This is a genomic window from Fictibacillus sp. b24 (genome assembly GCF_030348825.1).
Taxonomy (GTDB): domain Bacteria; phylum Bacillota; class Bacilli; order Bacillales; family Fictibacillaceae; genus Fictibacillus.
Genome location: NZ_JAUCES010000005.1, coordinates 3,686,150 through 3,704,081 on the forward strand (window position 1 = coordinate 3,686,150; position 17,932 = coordinate 3,704,081).

18 protein-coding genes are annotated in these 17,932 nt (G+C 40.0%); 11 read left to right on the forward strand and 7 right to left on the reverse strand.

Annotation, left to right across the window (positions count from 1 at the left end):
• Positions 1–8 precede the first annotated feature (8 nt).
• From QUF49_RS19355 to QUF49_RS19390, 8 genes are all read left to right on the forward strand, one after another.
• Positions 9–500 carry a GNAT family N-acetyltransferase gene (locus QUF49_RS19355; RefSeq protein ID WP_289497321.1) on the forward strand — a complete coding sequence of 164 codons (492 nt, stop codon included), beginning with the start codon at positions 9–11 and terminating at the stop codon, positions 498–500.
• 55 nt (positions 501–555) lie between these two features.
• The gene (locus QUF49_RS19360) at positions 556–762 is read left to right on the forward strand and encodes a hypothetical protein (RefSeq protein ID WP_289497322.1); all 207 of its coding nucleotides are present in this window, start codon (positions 556–558) and stop codon (positions 760–762) included.
• Between the two features lie 80 nt (positions 763–842).
• Positions 843–1,643 (forward strand): CPBP family intramembrane glutamic endopeptidase, encoded by an 801-nt coding sequence (locus tag QUF49_RS19365; protein WP_289497323.1) that lies wholly within the window; start codon positions 843–845, stop codon positions 1,641–1,643.
• Positions 1,644–1,771: 128 nt separating this feature from the next.
• Positions 1,772–2,605: an ABC transporter permease subunit gene (locus tag QUF49_RS19370; protein ID WP_289497324.1), complete on the forward strand. Its 834-nt coding sequence runs from the start codon at positions 1,772–1,774 to the stop codon at positions 2,603–2,605.
• A gap of 46 nt (positions 2,606–2,651) precedes the next feature.
• Positions 2,652–3,479: an ABC transporter permease subunit gene (locus QUF49_RS19375; RefSeq protein WP_289497325.1), complete on the forward strand. Its 828-nt coding sequence runs from the start codon at positions 2,652–2,654 to the stop codon at positions 3,477–3,479.
• Entirely contained in the window at positions 3,476–4,414 is a 939-nt protein-coding gene (locus QUF49_RS19380) for a hypothetical protein (RefSeq protein ID WP_289497326.1), read from the forward strand. Before QUF49_RS19375 ends, QUF49_RS19380 begins: the two co-directional genes overlap by 4 nt.
• 13 nt (positions 4,415–4,427) lie before the next feature.
• Positions 4,428–5,411: an ABC transporter ATP-binding protein gene (locus tag QUF49_RS19385; protein WP_289497327.1), complete on the forward strand. Its 984-nt coding sequence runs from the start codon at positions 4,428–4,430 to the stop codon at positions 5,409–5,411.
• Positions 5,404–6,336, forward strand: a complete 933-nt coding sequence (locus QUF49_RS19390; RefSeq protein ID WP_289497329.1) for an ABC transporter ATP-binding protein — start codon at positions 5,404–5,406, stop codon at positions 6,334–6,336. Before QUF49_RS19385 ends, QUF49_RS19390 begins: the two co-directional genes overlap by 8 nt.
• Before the next feature lie 55 nt (positions 6,337–6,391).
• Here the strand turns inward: QUF49_RS19390 and QUF49_RS19395 are convergent, their stop codons facing one another.
• Positions 6,392–6,892, reverse strand: a complete 501-nt coding sequence (locus QUF49_RS19395; protein WP_289497331.1) for a hypothetical protein — start codon at positions 6,890–6,892, stop codon at positions 6,392–6,394.
• 104 nt (positions 6,893–6,996) lie between these two features.
• Here QUF49_RS19395 and QUF49_RS19400 point away from each other — a divergent pair, with 104 nt between their 5' ends.
• A complete protein-coding gene (locus tag QUF49_RS19400; RefSeq protein WP_289497332.1) occupies positions 6,997–7,950 on the forward strand; it encodes a hypothetical protein in 954 nt (317 codons plus the stop codon).
• A 122-nt stretch (positions 7,951–8,072) separates the two neighbouring features.
• On the opposite strand, the gene QUF49_RS19405 is transcribed toward QUF49_RS19400, so the two are convergent.
• Positions 8,073–11,156 (reverse strand): efflux RND transporter permease subunit, encoded by a 3,084-nt coding sequence (locus tag QUF49_RS19405; RefSeq protein WP_289497333.1) that lies wholly within the window; start codon positions 11,154–11,156, stop codon positions 8,073–8,075.
• A 94-nt stretch (positions 11,157–11,250) separates the two neighbouring features.
• On the opposite strand from QUF49_RS19405, the gene QUF49_RS19410 reads away from it, so the two are divergent.
• Complete coding sequence (locus tag QUF49_RS19410) at positions 11,251–12,084, forward strand: TetR/AcrR family transcriptional regulator (RefSeq protein ID WP_289497334.1); 834 nt, start codon at positions 11,251–11,253, stop codon at positions 12,082–12,084.
• 129 nt (positions 12,085–12,213) lie between these two features.
• Positions 12,214–13,584 (forward strand): short-chain fatty acid transporter, encoded by a 1,371-nt coding sequence (locus QUF49_RS19415; protein ID WP_289497335.1) that lies wholly within the window; start codon positions 12,214–12,216, stop codon positions 13,582–13,584.
• Between the two features lie 39 nt (positions 13,585–13,623).
• Here QUF49_RS19415 and gatB read toward each other — a convergent pair whose 3' ends face one another.
• From gatB to QUF49_RS19440, 5 genes are all read right to left on the reverse strand, one after another.
• A complete protein-coding gene (gatB, locus tag QUF49_RS19420; RefSeq protein WP_289497336.1) occupies positions 13,624–15,054 on the reverse strand; it encodes an Asp-tRNA(Asn)/Glu-tRNA(Gln) amidotransferase subunit GatB in 1,431 nt (476 codons plus the stop codon).
• 12 nt (positions 15,055–15,066) lie between these two features.
• Entirely contained in the window at positions 15,067–16,524 is a 1,458-nt protein-coding gene (gene gatA / locus QUF49_RS19425) for an Asp-tRNA(Asn)/Glu-tRNA(Gln) amidotransferase subunit GatA (protein WP_289497338.1), read from the reverse strand.
• A gap of 15 nt (positions 16,525–16,539) precedes the next feature.
• Positions 16,540–16,830, reverse strand: coding sequence for an Asp-tRNA(Asn)/Glu-tRNA(Gln) amidotransferase subunit GatC (gene gatC, locus QUF49_RS19430; RefSeq protein ID WP_066242870.1), 291 nt, complete (start codon positions 16,828–16,830; stop codon positions 16,540–16,542).
• A gap of 390 nt (positions 16,831–17,220) precedes the next feature.
• Positions 17,221–17,475: a YciI family protein gene (locus QUF49_RS19435; RefSeq protein WP_289497339.1), complete on the reverse strand. Its 255-nt coding sequence runs from the start codon at positions 17,473–17,475 to the stop codon at positions 17,221–17,223.
• Positions 17,476–17,563: 88 nt separating this feature from the next.
• Positions 17,564–17,920, reverse strand: coding sequence for a DUF3905 domain-containing protein (locus QUF49_RS19440; RefSeq protein WP_289497340.1), 357 nt, complete (start codon positions 17,918–17,920; stop codon positions 17,564–17,566).
• Positions 17,921–17,932: the final 12 nt, after the last annotated feature.

The following is a 17,932-nucleotide window of genomic DNA, read 5'->3' on the forward strand; positions in this document are numbered from 1 at the left end:
AGTGTACGATGGAAAAACTCACGTTAGAAATTTCACTATCAACCCCAGATGATTATGAAGGCCTGGTCGAAATCGATCATCTTGTTTGGAATGAACAGACCACACCTGCTCCTAATATCCGATGGGATTCTCCACAGGATTACGGACGGCAGTTTCCTGCGGGCAGTCAAATTGTTGCACGCTGCAGCGGAAGAGTGTGCGGCTATATCTTTTACAAAGATGTATTCCCCATCCCGTCCAATCTGCATGTAGCAGACGTGGCGCTTGCTGTTCATCCCGATTTTCATGGCCAGAACATCGGAACAGAGCTTATGCTGGCTGTTGAAAAATCAGCAAAAGATAATGGTAAAACAAAGCTGTCACTACGGGTTTTATCAACGAATGAAAAGGCAATACGCTTTTACAAAAAATGCGGCTATTTAGAGCAAGGACGACTTGTTGGAGAATTTCATTTAAATGGTCAGTTTGTAGACGATTTACTGCTTTATAAGCATATCTAACTGATTCGTTCATACGCTTACTACAGTACTTTACATTTTAGTTGGAGTATTGTTTATGATTTGGCTGTATATTTTTGTACCTCTCGGAGCTGTTCTCCTTCTAACCGCTATTGTACATTGGAGAACAAAACAGCGTTACAAAAGATATAACCAGCATTATGTAGCAGAGCAGCATTTGAGCGGTAACAATAAAATCAATAATGCAGTTGCCTGGAACTCTTCACAGCAAAATCATCATTCTGGAGGCAACGGTGGTTTGTAAAAGATGGGATCATAGTATCCTGTCTTTTTTCACGGTTAACATAAGTTTAATAATGCAAAAGATGATTGGGGGTTGTTGAGGTGAAGTATTTTAGATTAGCTCTTTTTCTTGGTTTACTCGGATTGATTGCAGGGGCATTTGTCGTTCCTTTTCAAATGGAAATGTTAAGAAATACTTTAGGTGAAGCAGAATACGAAAAAATTATAGAAGCAACTGGAATTCCGGCCCCAATAGGTATCATGCTCGCTGCTCTACAAATCGGCATTCTATCCACTGTCTTAGCCTGGATCGGTTTAAAGCTGACGAATCGTACAGGGCTTTCACTTCCGCTCTTGCAGACTTGGATTGTTGAAAAAAAGAAACCTGTTCTGAATCACGGCTCCTTAAAACTTGCACTTATTGGGGGAGCGATTGGTGCTGTATTTATGGTGTTAACTGACTTGTTTGTTTTTCAGCCTCATGTTCCAAAACTCGGCTCAGGAGAAAGCGCTGTATGGTGGAAAGCAACAATTGCCGGTGTCCTTTACGGAGGGATCGTCGAAGAAATTCTAATGCGTCTTTTCCTTATGACACTTATTGTTTGGCTATTATCTTTCTTATTTAAGAAAAGTAGAGATACCATTCCATCATCTTTTTATTGGACCGGAATCATACTTGCTGCACTTCTCTTCTCTGCTGGACACTTGCCGGCAACACAAGGATTTTTTGGAGAGCTTACTTCACTCCTTATTGCACGTGCATTTATTTTAAACGGTGTTCTAGCTGTGCTGTTCGGTTACCTTTATTGGAAAAGGGGATTGGAGTACGCCATGATTGCACACATGATGGTGCATATCGTTACACAGTTAGTGTTGCTGCCTATCATTAAACTAGTTTCATAAACTTTTAAAATACTGGAGAATATCCAGTATTTTTTTTGAATTAATCGCGGTAAGTTATTCGTCAAATAACTAACGAGGAATTTTTTGGTAATTTATTGTTGCAATTATTTATCAATAGGAGGTGTAGAATGAATTTTTCTTTCCGCAGTTATTCCAAACGATTTATCTCAACTGTTCTAGGTATCCTTGTCATCAGTGCTCTTCCATCTATTTTGTTTGGAGTTAACTTTCATCTGCAAGAAAAGGTATGGATTTATACCACATATTCGTATAAAGGTCAGGCGGTAAATCGTGATGTATTTCCTGAAATCTTTAACAAGTTCTTTTACTCAATGACGATCTTCTTTTTAGCCTTATTTATCGGTTTGCTGATTGCCTTGATTTTAACCTTCATTACGACGATGCTCCCAAGATTTATTCAGCGGATTATTTATGGTGTTTTAACTACGTTAGAATCCTTTCCAGATTTGTTTATCGTCGTTGTTTTACAAGTATGTATAGTCTATATCTACAAACAGACAGGTATTTTAATTCATTTTTACAATGGTTTTAATGATCCAATTTATCTTCTTCCTGTTCTCGTGCTGTCTATCGTTCCTACGATTCAGTTATTTAAGCTCACTTTATTATTAATGAGTGAAGAGCAGCACAAGATTTATGTAACAGTTGCTCGCTCTATGGGGTTAAGCACGTTATACATCCTATTAAAGCATGTTTTTAGAAACATCCTGACGAGTCTCGTCCAGTATGCTAAACCCATTATTGTTTTCATGCTTTCCAATCTGTTTATCGTGGAATACGTATACAATTTAAACGGAATTTTGACCTTACTGCTGTATACAAAAGGTGTTGTTTTTTTAGTGACTGCCCTATTTATTGCCCTTCCTTTTTCAGTGCTGTTTGAGATAGCAGATTCCTATAATGCATCTGTAAAAAAACATATGGGTGAAAATGCAGCTTAACAAAAAGTGCAGTACAGTAAATATTTTTTTCGAACTGAGGTGTGATATGTATTTTTCAGTCCATAGTTATTTGAGGCGGCTGAGGTCAACCGTATTAGGCATTCTGATTATTAGTATTCTTCCTGCACTTATTTTCGGTATTAACACCCAGCTGCATCAAGAGGTCTATGTCTATTCTATGAAGGGTTTAACCGTTACCCGTGACATGTTTCCTGAAATTTATGATCAGTTTTTCTACTCTATGAAAATTTTCTTTGCCGCTCTTCTTCTAGGTTTATTTGCAGCACTAGTCCTTACCTTCATCACAACAATGCTTCCAAGATTTCTTCAGCGAATCGTTTATGGTTCTTTAACCATATTAGAATCCTTGCCAGATTTATTTATCGTAGCTGCATTGCAGGTTTTTATCGTATATCTATACAAAAAGACGGGAATTGTCATCTATTTTTATAATGACTACAATAATCCCATTTACTTGCTTCCTATTATTGTTCTATCCATTGTCCCAGCCATTCAGTTGTTTAAAATTACGCTGCTATTAATGAAAGAAGAACAGTACAGACCTTATGTAACGGTTGCAAGGGCTATGGGACTCAGCCGTTTTTACATTACATTAAAACATATTTTTAGAAATATTTTAAGAAGCCTCTTGCAATATTCAAAGACAATCTTTGTTTTCATGCTCTCTAACTTATTTATCGTAGAGTATGTATACAATTTAAACGGAATTATGTATCTATTAATGAATACGAAGGGCGCAGCGTTTTTAATAACGGCACTATTTATTGCTATCCCTTTTTCGGTACTGTTTGAATTCGCGGATAATTACAATGCATCGGTAAATAAGACACAAAAAAAGGAGATCGCTGCATGATTATAAAACTGGCAAAACAGCCTCAATTTTTAATCGGACTTTTATTTATAATGAGTTTACTGATTTTCAGTTTTTTTTGGACCGACATATTGGATGTCAAAAGATCAGAAGCTATGAAACTAATGGATTTTAAATATGATGAAAATGGAAGTATTATTGATTTCATTCCCTATTCACCATCAGAAGCTCCACCGTTTGGTACAGATTTATATGGCAAACAACTTTTTTATCAAATTGTAGATGGTGCAAAGTACACGATATTAATTGCGTTTGTTATCGCATTTTTTAGAATTGTAGCAGCCGTTGGCATTACGTTAATTAATCCAAAAGCTAATTATGCCTTTCTTAACGATCTTGTATCAGCAACACTTACCATTCCAACAACAATTCTAGCTTACATATTTATGAGTTCATTATTGATGAAGCATGCAATGGAGCGTAAAAGTTTTACAGAATTGCTTGTGATGCAGTGCCTTGTTTTAATCTGTATCGGTGTACCTACACTGATTTCAACTTTTTCACGAGAAATTCAGGACATTCTCAATAAAGATTATATAAATAACACGTTTGCTATCGGAGCTAAGAAACCTTACGTGTATTACAAACACTTACTCCCTGAGCTTTCTACACGATTGGTTCTATTGTTTGCTCAGCAAATGATTCAAGTGTTAATTCTGTTGGCTCATTTAGGTGTATTGGCTATTTTTATTGGAGGAGCTGAAACATTGGCGTTGGGAGATCCCTTAAACGTGCAGCTTGTAGATATTCCTTTAGCTGGTGAATGGTCTGGCATTATCGGAATGTCATTTATGAAATTGCAAGCTGCACCGTGGGTGATCTTAATCCCTCTTTCATGCTTTGCGGTTACGATTTTAGCTCTTAATTTAATCATTCAAGGCATTCAAAACGGTGTTGAGGAAACAAACAAGTTATAAGGAGGTGCAAGAAATGGATCAACATATCTTACAAATTGAGAACCTGCAAGTTTCTTTCAAAAAGAAAAAAGAAAAGATTATAGCGGTAAATGGCGTTAGTCTTCAAATAGAAAAAGGGCAGACCGTTGCACTAATTGGAGAGTCTGGATCTGGAAAGAGTATCACCTCTCTTTCGGTATTAAACCTTTTGCCTGTTAACGGCAGCGTTGAAAATGGATCCATCATTTTTAACGGTAAAGACCTTCTGAAGCAATCAGAAAAACAGATGCGGAAAATCAGAGGAAATGAGATCTCTATGATTTTTCAGGATGCCATCGCCTCCCTTAATCCTGGCATGAAGGTCGGCGTACAGATTACAGAAGGACTCAAATACCACAAGCTGCTGCCAAAAGCTGACCTTAAGGCAGAAGCTCTTCACTTGCTAGAACAGGTAGGTTTTCAAAATCCTGCCCATGTTTATAACCAATACCCCGAGCAGCTTTCAGGCGGTATGAAACAGCGTATTCTTATCGCGATGGCAATCTCGTGTAAACCGAAACTCATTATTGCTGATGAGCCTACTACCTCACTCGATGTTACGATTCAAAGGCAAGTTCTTGACCTAATCGATCGTTACAAAACGAACCTTGATGCCTCTGTTCTCTTGATTACCCATGATTTCGGCGTGGTGGCAGAGTACGCTGACTGGGTTTATGTAATGTTAGGCGGTCATATAGTGGAGTCAGCAGATGTGTATACAATATTTAAAAATCCTGTACATCCCTACACAAAGGCACTAATCGGTAGTATTCCTAATCCCGAAAATGGCCAGGAGCGCTTAAAGAGCATCCAGGATTATACGTTTGAAGATACAGGCTATAACGGCCGAAGGTTTGCGCCTGAAACGTATACTTACGAAAGCAGTTCTTTTAACACTCCCTCCTCCCTAGTTGAAGTAGAGCCGCTGCATTATGTCCGTTTCTACGATTCAGAAAGGAAGGTAGTTGCCATTGGATAACCTATTGTTAAGAGTGCAGAATCTATCAAAATATTTTATAGACAACTCTGGTGTTCATAAGGCATTGGATGGTGTTTCACTAAACATTCATAGAGGAGAAACGCTTGGGGTTGTAGGTGAATCTGGTTCTGGCAAGACAACGCTTGGCCGTACAATAATGCGTCTATATAAACCAGAGCATGGACAAATATGGTTTGAAGACAAAGAGATCACTAGGCTGAATGAAGGAAAGCTTCGACCTTACCGTAAAGAAATTCAGATGATTTTTCAAAATCCATATGAATCGTTAAGCCCCCGAATGACGGTGGGAGAAATTCTTGAGGAGCCTTTATTCATTCAAAAGATGGGGTCCAAAAAAGAACGAACCGATAAAGCACTCAGCATGCTTGAAAAAGTAGGCCTTCCAAAATCTTCGTATAAAAAAAGAATTCACGAATTTTCAGGAGGTCAGCGTCAAAGGGTGGGCATTGCACGAGCCCTGATGCTAGAGCCAAAGTTTATAATTGCAGATGAGCCTGTGTCCGCTCTAGATGTCTCCGTTCAAGCTCAAGTTCTCAATCTATTAAAAGATCTGCAGACAGAGATGAATCTAACTTGCTTGTTCATCTCGCACGACTTAAGTGTGGTTCATTATATGAGTGATCGTGTTGCCGTTATGTATCTGGGCCATTTAATCGAATTAGCTCCAAAAGAGGAGTTGTATCGCAACCCGATACATCCCTATACAAAATCACTGCTCGCTTCTATCCCTGTAGCCGATCCAGAGCGGCGAAACCCATATCGTGAGCCGATCATATTGCCTGAGAAGCCGCTATATCCGCCTCAGCTGGTACACGTCGGGAACGATCATTATGTATCAGCAAATATGATCAACATTAAAGATTTTGAGATTGAGAATACTGAAAAACAGGTGAGTTTTATTTAAAAGTGGATGGCTGGCGCGGGCTGGCCTTTTTTGTACTTGCGGAAATCTACTACTTTCAAGAGCTGTTCTTTAACAGCACAAACGTACTCACCGACATAGCACCCAAACTTCCAATTACCGCAATTACTGCACCTATCCATGCCATAAATAGGTCATCTCCTGGATAGGCAGGTTCAAGCGTTGTGTAATACCACATAATCCAGCCAATAAAGAAAAGAAAAAAAGAGTTTCCTATTCCAGCCATCTTAATTTTGTCTTTCAAAGACCCACTCCAAATTTCAGAAAAAACAAGCCATGTAATTAAGCTTAATGGTATGCACAACAGTAAACCAAAAGTTGAACCGTATGGTATGAAAAAAAGGATTACAAATGCAATGGCAAACAAAGCGGCATTTGCTGCAAACAAGGCTGCACCGGCAAACAAATAATTTTTACTTAAGCTGCTTCTCTGTAACTTATCGCTAATGTTCGTTACAATACCTGCTGAAGCAAACTCTCTTTGTTTTGTTAAAAGAATAATGGTGAACACAATTCCTGCTAACAAAATGATAGTCATTAAAAAACACCCACTTTTTTACAATTTTTACATCTTATATTATCATGAAAAGAGAGATTAAGAATATAGCTGTTTGATAGGAGAAGTTAAAGGAGGCGCCAACGATGTTTGAACTGATACTTTTATTTATAGCGATTGCCGTAATTGCTCCGCTTGTGCTGAAATACACAACAAAACCGAACTATCAAAAGGTTGCAGAAATGACGGTGCTGCCGCCTCAACTAGGAATTCGAGATGACCTGTCACTGCAAAAAACAGTTCGAAAAATGGAGCGAGCTCTTCCTCATGAGTTTAAAGAAAAAATTAAGCGAAGATATTTAGCTGAAAGTTCAAAGGCTACAGAAGCTTATTTTGAAGCCACCTTTTACGAACTTCAACGGTTTTTTATCATGTGCTCGCTTTTAAATAATGTACCGATGTTCAGTAAAAAGGTCGATGAGATCTGGCACGAGATGCTGATGTATACGAAAGAATACGAAAAGTTTTCGTCTGATCTTTGCGGAGAGCACATTCATCATGCTCCTAATGATGCAGTGGAACCAGATCCGCACGGAAGAGCATGGTTTGACCTTCTGTACGCTAAACTTTTTACGTTTACCGATTTCACTCATATCGCATGGGGTACTTTCTTCCAACATCCTCTCCACCAAGGCCTTTTACAGGAACTGCACACATTATCTGTTGAGGAGCTAGGAAAAAGGTATTTTAGAGAAAACGCAGATCAGGATACGGTTCATTCGCTCTTGACGAAGATCAAAGGCGATATTAAACGCATCTCTAAAGCACACGATCCCTACAAAGGATTGAAAGTGTCCCCTCATTCCATTGATAGTGCACCTATACTAGCTGGGGCGATGCTTTATTATTCTTATCACCATTCAGAACAATACGAGATGTACATGGGAAAATTAAGTCCAGCATCCAGCTATTACTCTGGCAACACGACAGCGTGCGGAAGTGGTTGCGGCAATCACCGTGATGATAGCGGCAGTCATGACAGCAGCGGCAGTGACAGCAGCTGTGGAAGCAGTTGCGGAGGCGGTTGCGGAAGTAGTTAGAGTACAAAAAGATTCGATTAAAATTTATTAAAGTTGGCTTTTCCTTTGTTCGAGTTAGAATTTTGGAACACATAAAAACAACAAGCCCTGCAAGTTGACTGTCAACTTGCAGGGCTTATTCATTAATTTTCTTCTACTTCTTTACGGTTCTTTTTAAATATTTTGGATAAAACTTCATACACGATTGGTACGATGATTAGCGTCAATAACGTAGAACTTGCTAATCCTCCGATTACGGTGATACCAAGGCCTTTTGAAATTAGCCCGCCACCGCCTGAACCGACTGCTAACGGAATCAACGCTCCGATTGTTGCGATGGCTGTCATTAAGATTGGACGAAGACGCGTTGCTCCCGCCTCGAGAATCGCTTCACGCATACTCATTCCTTCGCGTTCCATATGAATGATGCGGTCTACAAGAACGATAGCATTTGTCACTACAATACCGATTAACATTAACAGTCCCATCATAACAGATACGGAGATGGTTTCACCTGCAATCAATAGACCGACAAATGAACCAATCACAGCAAATGGCAGTGAGAACAGGATTGCAAATGGTGCAACGCCTTCACGGAATGTTACGACAAGAATGAAGTATACGATCGCAATTGCCGCAAGCATTGCTGCTCCAAGCTGTGTAAATGTTTCCGTCATATCTGCCTGCACACCGGCTACTCCAACTGTAACCCCTTTAGGCATATCCAGTTTATCGATGTCTTTTTGGACTTCCGAAGAGGCTTTGGATATATCATCGCCTATTGCTTTACCTGAAACCGTTGCGTAGTATTCCCCTTTGCTTCGGGCAAGTGTATTAAGCGTTGTTCCTTTTTCAACTGTTACAAGCTCAGATAACGGCATTGTTGTACCAAGCGCTGTCGGTACTTGCCTTGCCAAAATATCATCCACCGATTTAGGCTGTTTTGTTTGCTCCTGCTGAACGATAACATCTAGCGTATCACCGTCCTTTTCAATCGTCGTCAATACATCATCCGTTTTTACAGGATTCAGCATCATTACAATCTGACCTGTTGTCAGTCCATATTTTAGAATTTCATTTTGGTCGACGTTAAAAGTGTGCTCAACAAACGCATCCTTCGCGCTTGAAGTAACATCCTCCAATTGATTGTTCTTTTTCATGGCATCTTCTGCCATCTTTACCGCTTTATTAAGCTTATTCAAATCTTCACTGTAAAACGTATAGCTGACTTCATTCTCAGGACCTGTCGATGCAGCGAAGTTCTGACTCTTCCATTCTCCTGATTGCCCGATGTCTGCTACATAGTTTTCTATCTCTTCACGAACTTCTGGAAAGTTATCCATTTCCGGGTCAAAGATGAGGTACATTAATGCACCGCCTGCTCCGCCGCCCGCCATAGCCATCATCGGATCAGCGTTTTCCGTAACAGAGATTTGAACAATATCGATATAATCACGCTTAAGCATTTCTTCTTCTAATTCTTCAACGTTTGCTAGTGTTTCATCCTTAAGCTCACCAGCTTCAGGTGTGTATGTTAAATACATAACTTTATCTTCTTCACTGCCCATGAAGCTGAAGCCGATAATTGGTGTTAATGCTAAGCTTCCCGCTAATAAAATTACGGCTAAAAGTGAAGTAATAATTTTATGGTTAAGTGATTTGTTAAGAATTCCTTTGTACCAATTTGATAGCTTACCAGCTTCTTTATGGTTGCCTTCTGTCTTTTCACTATATAACTTCTTTTTGAATAAGAAGTGGGATAATGCAGGTACGATCGTAATGGCCACAATCAGGGAAGCACCTAGCGCAAACGTCATGGTTAACGCGAATGGTGCGAACAGCTCGCCAACCATACCTCCAACAAAAATAAGCGGAGCGAATACAGCAACGGTTACGAGTGTTGATGACAGGATCGGCTTAAACATTTCAACAGTTGCTTCACGAATCAGCGCACGTCCTGTTAACCTCTCATCTTTCAAATGAAGACGTCGGTAAATATTTTCTACTACTACGATGGAGTCATCGATTACACGGCCGATTGCGACTGTTATCGCACCAAGCGTCATGATGTTCAGCGTAATCTCCATCCAATTAAGAATCAATAATGCCATGAAAATCGAAACTGGAATAGAAATAATTGAAATAATCGTTGATTTAAAATCACGCAAGAACAGTAAGATAATTAATACCGCGATTAATCCTCCGAATACTGCTTTTTCAATCATGGTTGTTACGGATTCTTCTATCGGTTTACCTTGGTCAAGAGATACATCAATCACAAGACCATCTATTTTTGATTTTTCTTCTTTAATTAACTTTTTGACACTGTCTACAACATCAACCGTGTTGGCTTGTTGTTCTTTAACAATCTGAATCGCGATAGCGTCATCTCCGTTTGTTCGGGAAACTGACTCTACTTTTCCGACTGTTTTGATATCTGCAATTTCACTAAGTTTTACAAATGGAGTTGGATTTGTTGCAGATGGTGTGACTGGAATCATCATATTTTTCAATTCATCTGAAGTCATGAACTTACCATCTACCGCAACCGCTTCTTCACCTTTTTCAAACTCATACAGTCCTAGAGAGACCGCCATGTTGCTTGCTTGAATCATTTCTTTCACTTTATCTTCTGTTAGACCATACTCAGACATCTTATCTTTTTTATATGTAAGGTCTACTTCTTCAATATGTTGACCTGTAATTTTAGCTGATGCAACTCCATCGATCTTCTCGATCTTTGGAAGAACAATCTCTTCAACTGTTGAAGTTAATTCAACAATATCTTCTTTCGTACTGCTTACACTGAGCGCAGCTACTGGCATCATATTCATGCTGATCGCTGTAACGGTCGGCTCTTGTGCTGTCTCCGGCAATTCGACCGCATCAAGCGCAGATTGCAATTCGCGTTTTGCCTCATCCATATCTATCCCGTATTCATATTCCACTTGAATATTTGACATGTTTGAATATGAATTCGAATAAACGGCTTTTACATCTTCAAGACCTTCAACCGCTTTCTCTATTGGCATGGAAACGTCTTCCATTACTTTCTCTGGAGTTGCCCCAGGATAGACGTCCATCACCATTAAATAAGGAATCGAAACATCCGGAATTGTTTCCATATTCATTCGTGTGCCTGAGTAGATACCCGAAACTGTTATAATGATGGTAAGCAGCCATACGGCTAATTTATTCATCAGGACGAAATTAACTAAACCTTTCATTAGTCCACCAACCCCTAATTGACTTATCAAACTCAATTACTTATACTAATGACTGGTCGGTCATTTGTCAATGAAATATATTAGGAGCGATGAAATGAGTAAAAAACAATTAATTATGGAAAGTGCCCTTGAACTCTTTGCAAAACAAGGTTTCGAAGCAACTTCTGTACAGCAGATAACCGAACATGCCGGTATTTCCAAAGGTGCTTTTTACTTATCTTTCAAGTCAAAGGACGAATTGATCATTGCACTGATAGATCACTTTATGCTGGAATTCATCTCAGGTATTGACCATGTAGTCAAAAATCATAATAACGACAAAAATCTATTAAACGAATTTTACAAAGCTGCGTTTCATTCCTTTCAAAGGCATTCTGATTTTGCCAAAATTTTTATAAAAGAACAATCGCAAACCGTTAACGAAGAACTCATTACTAAAATGCATCACTATGACAAACTAATCGATAAAATTATTTTAGGGATGTTGGAGCGTTTATACGGCGAGGAAGTCAGACATACAAAATATGATCTCATTTATTGTGTAAAAGGCTTCTTGCATACCTATTCACATCTATTTTTATTCTTTAACGTACCATTGGACCTGAATTTATTAAGCGGGTCACTTGCAGAAAAGACCTGTTTGCTTGCGAGGCATTCTGAGACAACTTTTATTTCTGAAGAGCTTTACCAATCATTTAACGAAATGCCGAAAGAAGAAGGTACGAAGGAGCAACTCATCGAAATTATTGAACAAAAAATAGAAGAAGTTGAAGAGTCTACTGAGAGTGAATCCTTAATTCTGCTGAAACAGCACGTTCAAGAGCCAAGCCTAAGTCCAGCTATAGTAAAAGGGCTGCTGTCAAACCTCAAAGACCACCCCAAATGTAAGCAAATCTCTTATGTACTTCGGAATTATCTGGAGTTATAGCATAAACTTTCGTCCGCAGTTCATATCACATTTAAATCGTAGCGAAAGCGCTGCGATTTTTTTAATTTAAAAGGATAATTTTGTAAAAGGAAGAATTATATATATAAATTTGAAAGGAGGCTGTCTATTATGAATAACACGGAACTCAATTTTAAAAAAGAAAAGTTTCGGAAAGATGAAACATTCCTTACTAAAAGTGCTGACTATTTATCTACTTGGTCTCAAAAGTATGTACCTGACGCATTTGTTATTGCAGTATTACTTACATTGTTCGTATTTCTTATAGCATTTTTCATTAATCCTACTAAACCCCAAGAGATTGTTAAATCATGGGGAGATGGATTCTGGACTTATTTAGCCTTTACCATGCAGATGGTATTATTAATGGTTACCGGTATGACTCTGGCAAGTGTTCCTTTCATGAATAGGACTTTACAATCCATCGCTAAATTAGCTAATTCCCCACAAAAAGCATATATTCTAACGTTCCTTATCAGTGCACTAGCTTATTACATAAACTGGGGTTTAGCTGTTGTTGTAGGTGCAATTATGGCTAAAGAAGTTGCAAAGAAGAATTCTAAAGCTCATTTCCCTCTTCTAGTAGCTGCCGCCTATGCTCCTACTGCTTTATATAGCGCTGGTCTTTCAAGTTCAATCGGGTTAACCATAGCTACAGAAGATCACTTCCTTGCTGATGTTATGGGTGTTATTCCTACCTCTGAAACAATATTCAGTACGTCCACCATCATTATTTTTTTATCACTCCTAATTACATTACCTATTATAATCGTACTTATGGCTCCCAAGAAAAACATTGTAAGTTTTAATCCAAGTCACTTTACCAATGAAACAATTGATAAACCCTCTAAACAAAACTTAACACTTGCTGAAAAACTTGAATGGACACCTTTTTTAGGTATTACCCTTGGTACAATTGGAATTTTCTATTGCGCATACGAGTTTTTTAATGGCCGGAGTCTGGACTTAAATATAATTAATATTTTCTTTTTATCCCTTGGTTTACTTTTACATGGTTCACTAAACAATTTTGCTCAGGGGTTTACAGAAGCAACCCAATCGATTTCACCAATAATACTGCAGTTCCCTTTTTATGCAGGGATAATTGCGGTGCTTGGTAGTTCTGGTTTAGGAGCAGGTATTATTGAATGGATGTCATCAATAGCATCTAAAGAAACCTTTGATATTTTCACATATTGGTCAGCTGGATTAGTGAACTTGCTCGCTCCTTCTGGTGGTGGTCAATGGGCACTTCAAGGTCCTCTCCAGATCCCAGCTGGTTTAGAACTTGGGGTAGATCCAGCTACGGTAGCTATGGCTGTGGGTTGGGGAGATGCATGGACAAATTTAATTCAACCGTTCTGGGCTCTCCCTCTTTTAGGAGTACTTGGTTTGAAGATAAAAGACATCATGGGATACTGCTTTATCCTTTGCATTTGGGTTGGTATAGTTACAAGTGTACTTATGCTCTTTTTGTATTAAAGAAAAAAATCCTCCCTTTAAAGGAGGATTTTTGTTGTTTTATCTCTTTTTCAGTTCTTCCACAATCAGCTTGTTTACAAGCGGAGGGTTTGCTTTCCCTTTTGTTTCTTTCATCACTTGTCCAACAAGGAATCCAACCGCTTTTTCTTTGCCGTCTTTGTAGTCGGCAACAGACTGTTCGTTCGCATCGAGGATCTTCACGACGATTTCGCGGATTGCGCCTTCATCTGAGATCTGCACAAGACCTTTTTCTTTAACAATTTTCTCTGCATCGCCACCGTTTTCAATCAACTCTTTGAAAACAGTCTTAGCAATTTTATTCGAGATCGTCCCGTTTGCAATCAGCTTGATCATGCCAGCAAGACCTTCAGCTGTTAGAGCTGTTTGATCGAGCTCTCTGCCTTCGTTATTTAAATAAGCACTCACTTCACCCATGATCCAGTTAGATGCCTGCTTCGCATCTGCACCAGCCGTGAGTGTCGCTTCAAAGAAATCTGCCATCTCTTTTGTCATCGTAAGAACCTTCGCATCGTACTCTGGAAGTCCGAAGTCACCTACATAACGCTTTTGGCGCGCATCTGGAAGTTCTGGAATGTCAGACTTCACACGATCCATCCATTCTTCATCAATAAAAATGGACACAAGATCAGGCTCAGGGAAATAGCGATAGTCGTCAGATCCTTCTTTTACACGCATAAGAATTGTCGTTTTTGACGCTTCATCATAGCGGCGCGTCTCTTGAAGGATTTCTCCTCCTGCTGAAACCACTTCACGCTGGCGCTTCTCTTCGTGTTCCAGTCCTTTTTGAACGAAAGCAAACGAGTTTAAGTTCTTAAGCTCTGCCTTTGTTCCGAACTTTTCTTGACCAACTGGACGGATAGAGATGTTCGCGTCACAGCGCAGCGAACCTTCTTCCATTTTACAATCCGATACACCCGTGTATTGAATGATGGCTTTTAACTTTTCTAAATAGGCATATGCTTCTTCAGGCGTACGAATATCGGGCTCCGATACGATCTCAACAAGTGGCGTTCCTTGACGGTTCAAGTCAACAAGGGAGCCGTCTGCTGTATGCGTCAGCTTTCCAGCATCCTCTTCCATATGGATGCGTGTAATACCGATCTTCTTTTTATTTCCGCCAACTTCAATCTCAATCCAGCCGTGCTCACCGATCGGTTTATCAAACTGTGACACTTGATACGCTTTCGGATTGTCTGGATAAAAGTAGTTCTTGCGGTCAAATTTTGTTTCTCTATTGATTTCGCAGTTTAGCGCAAGTGCTGCACGCATCGCAAAATCTACGGCTTGATGGTTCACAACAGGCAGCACGCCAGGGTGTCCTAAGCAGATTGGACAAACATTCGTGTTCGGCGGAGCACCAAAGTTTGTAGAACAGCCGCAGAAAATCTTAGAGTTTGTTTTTAATTCTACGTGTACTTCTAATCCAATTATCGTTTCAAATTCACTCATCTTCTGCACCCCCTACAGCTTCGGCTTTTCTGTATGATGATCTGTTGCCTGCTCAAACGCATGTGCTACGCGGTAAATCGTGCTCTCGTCAAAATGCTTACCGATAATTTGAAGTCCGATCGGCAGTCCATCTGAGAATCCACAAGGTACAGAAATCGCAGGCACACCAGCTAAGTTAACCGGAATCGTTAAGATATCGTTCATGTACATCGTTAACGGATCTTTCGTCATAGAACCGCATTTAAACGATGCAGATGGCGTTGTCGGCCCGATGATCACATCGTATTTTTCGAAAATGTTCGTAAAGTCTTCTTTAATCAGCGTACGTACTTTTTGAGCCTTTTTATAATAAGCATCATAGTAGCCAGAGCTTAACGCGAACGTTCCAAGCATGATGCGGCGTTTTACTTCCTCACCAAACCCTTCACTTCTGGACTGCTTGTACATTTCGATCAAGTTGTCACTGTTATCTGAACGCAGTCCGTAACGAACACCATCAAAGCGTGAAAGGTTAGCAGATGCCTCAGATGATGACAGCAAGTAGTACGTTGCAAGAGCATAACGAGAATGCGGCAGAGATACTTCTTCCCAAGTTGCTCCAAGTCTCTCAAGCACCTTCAACGCTTCCATAATGCGTTCTTTAACGCCCGGTTCTACACCTTCACCAAGATATTCTTTTGGCACAGCAATCTTAAGCCCTCTTACATCACCTGTGAAAGAGGCAAGATAATCAGGGATATTTACTTTTGCAGAAGTAGAATCCATCGGGTCGTTTCCTGCGATCGCTTGCAGCAAGTATGCATTGTCTTCAACGTTACGTGTTACAGGTCCGATTTGGTCTAGTGAAGATGCAAACGCGACTAAACCATATCGTGAAACCAAGCCGTACGTTGGCTTTAATCCAACAACACCACAGAATGCGGCTGGCTGACGGATCGATCCGCCCGTATCAGAGCCTAGCGAGAAAAGAACTTCTCCTGCTGAAACGGACGCCGCAGACGCACCTGAAGAACCGCCTGGCACACATGATAGGTCCCACGGATTGTGTGTAGGGTGGAATCCTGAGTTTTCGTTCGATGACCCCATCGCAAACTCATCCATGTTCAATTTTCCGATCGTGATCGTGTCTGCTTGATTTAAGCGTTCAACAACGGTCGCATCATAGATCGGTTCAAAGTTTTCTAGAATTCGAGACGCACATGTTGTACGAATCCCTTTTGTTACGATGTTATCCTTGATTCCGATCGGCATACCAAATAACAGTCCTCTGTCAGCACCGGAAACAAGTTTCTCATCTAATTGTTTAGCCTTAATGCGGCTGTATTCTTCATTTAATGTTAAAAATGCTTTTACCTTATCATCTACTTGATGAATACGGTCAAACGTCGCATCCACAATGTCAGTTACACTCAATTCTTTTGTATGTAATAACTGATGCAGTTCTGAGATCTTTTTATCTAAAATCGACATACGTGGTCTTTCCTCCTACTCCAAAATGTTCGGAACTTTAAACTGGCCGTCCTTTTGTGCTGGCGCATTTTTCATCGCCTCATCTACTGATACAGAATTTCTCACTTCATCTTCACGAAGGACATTCTTCAGTTCCAATACGTGTGTAGTCGGCTCCACGTTATCTGTGTCAAGTTCGTTCAATTCTTCCGCAAACCCGATAATTTTATCTAATTGTTCAGTAAGCAGTTCGGCTTCTTCTTCCGTAACGGCTAACCTGGCTAAATGCGCCACGTGTTTCACTTGTTCTTTCGAAATTCGAGACAAGCATGCCACCTCCAAGACTTCTTATACGAAAAGTATTATTCTGATGATAACAAAAAGCTTGCCCTGTAAGCAACTTGAGGAGGGAAGATTCACGGAATTGAGTTATTTTCGAGGGTTTTTGTTGGATTTGTAGCTGGTTTCAGGATTGCGCTCGTTTTACGGTACGTGTTTTTATATTTTATTACGCGTTCGCCGCTAAATCGGTTGTTACCACCTGTAAAAGGGCTTTAAACACCGCTAAGACGAGCGTGACCACCTGAGATTGCACCGTCACCACCTGAGGACAGCGCTCGCGCAGTAAAAACAGCACCGAAATTCCCTCGAATAGAAAAAAGAATCTACTCTAACGTAGATTCTTCCATATTTGTATTCAAATCTTCTAAAATAAACTTAAATTCCCCACTCATGAAGTTCTAAGCGGCGCACTCCTTCTTTTACGTAAGGATCTTCTTGCGCTAAGTTTTGAGCTTCGTCTAGTGACTCTGCTTTGTAAACCACCATACCGCCTGCTCCATCCAAGAATGGTCCTTTTAAATGAACCTTATCCTGTGCCACAAGTTCTGCTAGGTAATCAAGGTGCGCCTGACGGAATTCTTGGTTGAGTTCCGGTTTTTCCATATGTAAAATTGCTGCGAAATATGCCATGTTTGTAACCTCCTTATTTGTTATGTTCATCTTACTACATAGTGTTGAACACCAAAAGAAAAACACCCGGTTGCTTTACCGAATGTTTTTAGTCTTTTCCGTAGCTCGAATCTTTTGTCGGATGCCGGAGCATGCCTTCTTTTGGCGGTGACTTCTTTTCGATGAGATCGCGGTTCATATTTGTGTTCCAACCGATATCGTTCGTAGGATGCACCCACTCTTCTCCTGCCATAACTTCAGGATCCGTGTCCGTACTCCAGTTGTTGAGAGGAGAATTGGACGAATCGTAAAAGCTATCTCCGATTACTACGCCATGTTCGTTTACAAATGGCGCTTGCATCTTCATACCTGTTTCCTTGAAGTCTGGAGAACTGATCTGGTGCGGCATCGTTTCATCTAGATCGACTTCAGGAAGACTCTTCTTTTGCTCTTTATCTTTTGACATTTTCACACCTGC

What these genes read in the sequence shown, in the direction of transcription:
- QUF49_RS19355 (WP_289497321.1), top strand. Translation starts at nt 9, where the DNA reads ATGGAAAAACTCACGTTAGAAATTTCACTATCAACCCCAGATGATTAT.
- QUF49_RS19360 (WP_289497322.1), top strand. Translation starts at nt 556, where the DNA reads ATGATTTGGCTGTATATTTTTGTACCTCTCGGAGCTGTTCTCCTTCTA.
- QUF49_RS19370 (WP_289497324.1), top strand. Translation starts at nt 1,772, where the DNA reads ATGAATTTTTCTTTCCGCAGTTATTCCAAACGATTTATCTCAACTGTT.
- QUF49_RS19375 (WP_289497325.1), top strand. Translation starts at nt 2,652, where the DNA reads ATGTATTTTTCAGTCCATAGTTATTTGAGGCGGCTGAGGTCAACCGTA.
- QUF49_RS19380 (WP_289497326.1), top strand. Translation starts at nt 3,476, where the DNA reads ATGATTATAAAACTGGCAAAACAGCCTCAATTTTTAATCGGACTTTTA.
- QUF49_RS19385 (WP_289497327.1), top strand. Translation starts at nt 4,428, where the DNA reads ATGGATCAACATATCTTACAAATTGAGAACCTGCAAGTTTCTTTCAAA.
- QUF49_RS19395 (WP_289497331.1), bottom strand. Translation starts at nt 6,892, where the DNA reads ATGACTATCATTTTGTTAGCAGGAATTGTGTTCACCATTATTCTTTTA.
- QUF49_RS19400 (WP_289497332.1), top strand. Translation starts at nt 6,997, where the DNA reads ATGTTTGAACTGATACTTTTATTTATAGCGATTGCCGTAATTGCTCCG.
- QUF49_RS19405 (WP_289497333.1), bottom strand. Translation starts at nt 11,156, where the DNA reads ATGAAAGGTTTAGTTAATTTCGTCCTGATGAATAAATTAGCCGTATGG.
- QUF49_RS19410 (WP_289497334.1), top strand. Translation starts at nt 11,251, where the DNA reads ATGAGTAAAAAACAATTAATTATGGAAAGTGCCCTTGAACTCTTTGCA.
- QUF49_RS19415 (WP_289497335.1), top strand. Translation starts at nt 12,214, where the DNA reads ATGAATAACACGGAACTCAATTTTAAAAAAGAAAAGTTTCGGAAAGAT.
- gatB (WP_289497336.1), bottom strand. Translation starts at nt 15,054, where the DNA reads ATGAGTGAATTTGAAACGATAATTGGATTAGAAGTACACGTAGAATTA.
- gatA (WP_289497338.1), bottom strand. Translation starts at nt 16,524, where the DNA reads ATGTCGATTTTAGATAAAAAGATCTCAGAACTGCATCAGTTATTACAT.
- QUF49_RS19435 (WP_289497339.1), bottom strand. Translation starts at nt 17,475, where the DNA reads ATGGCATATTTCGCAGCAATTTTACATATGGAAAAACCGGAACTCAAC.
- QUF49_RS19440 (WP_289497340.1), bottom strand. Translation starts at nt 17,920, where the DNA reads ATGTCAAAAGATAAAGAGCAAAAGAAGAGTCTTCCTGAAGTCGATCTA.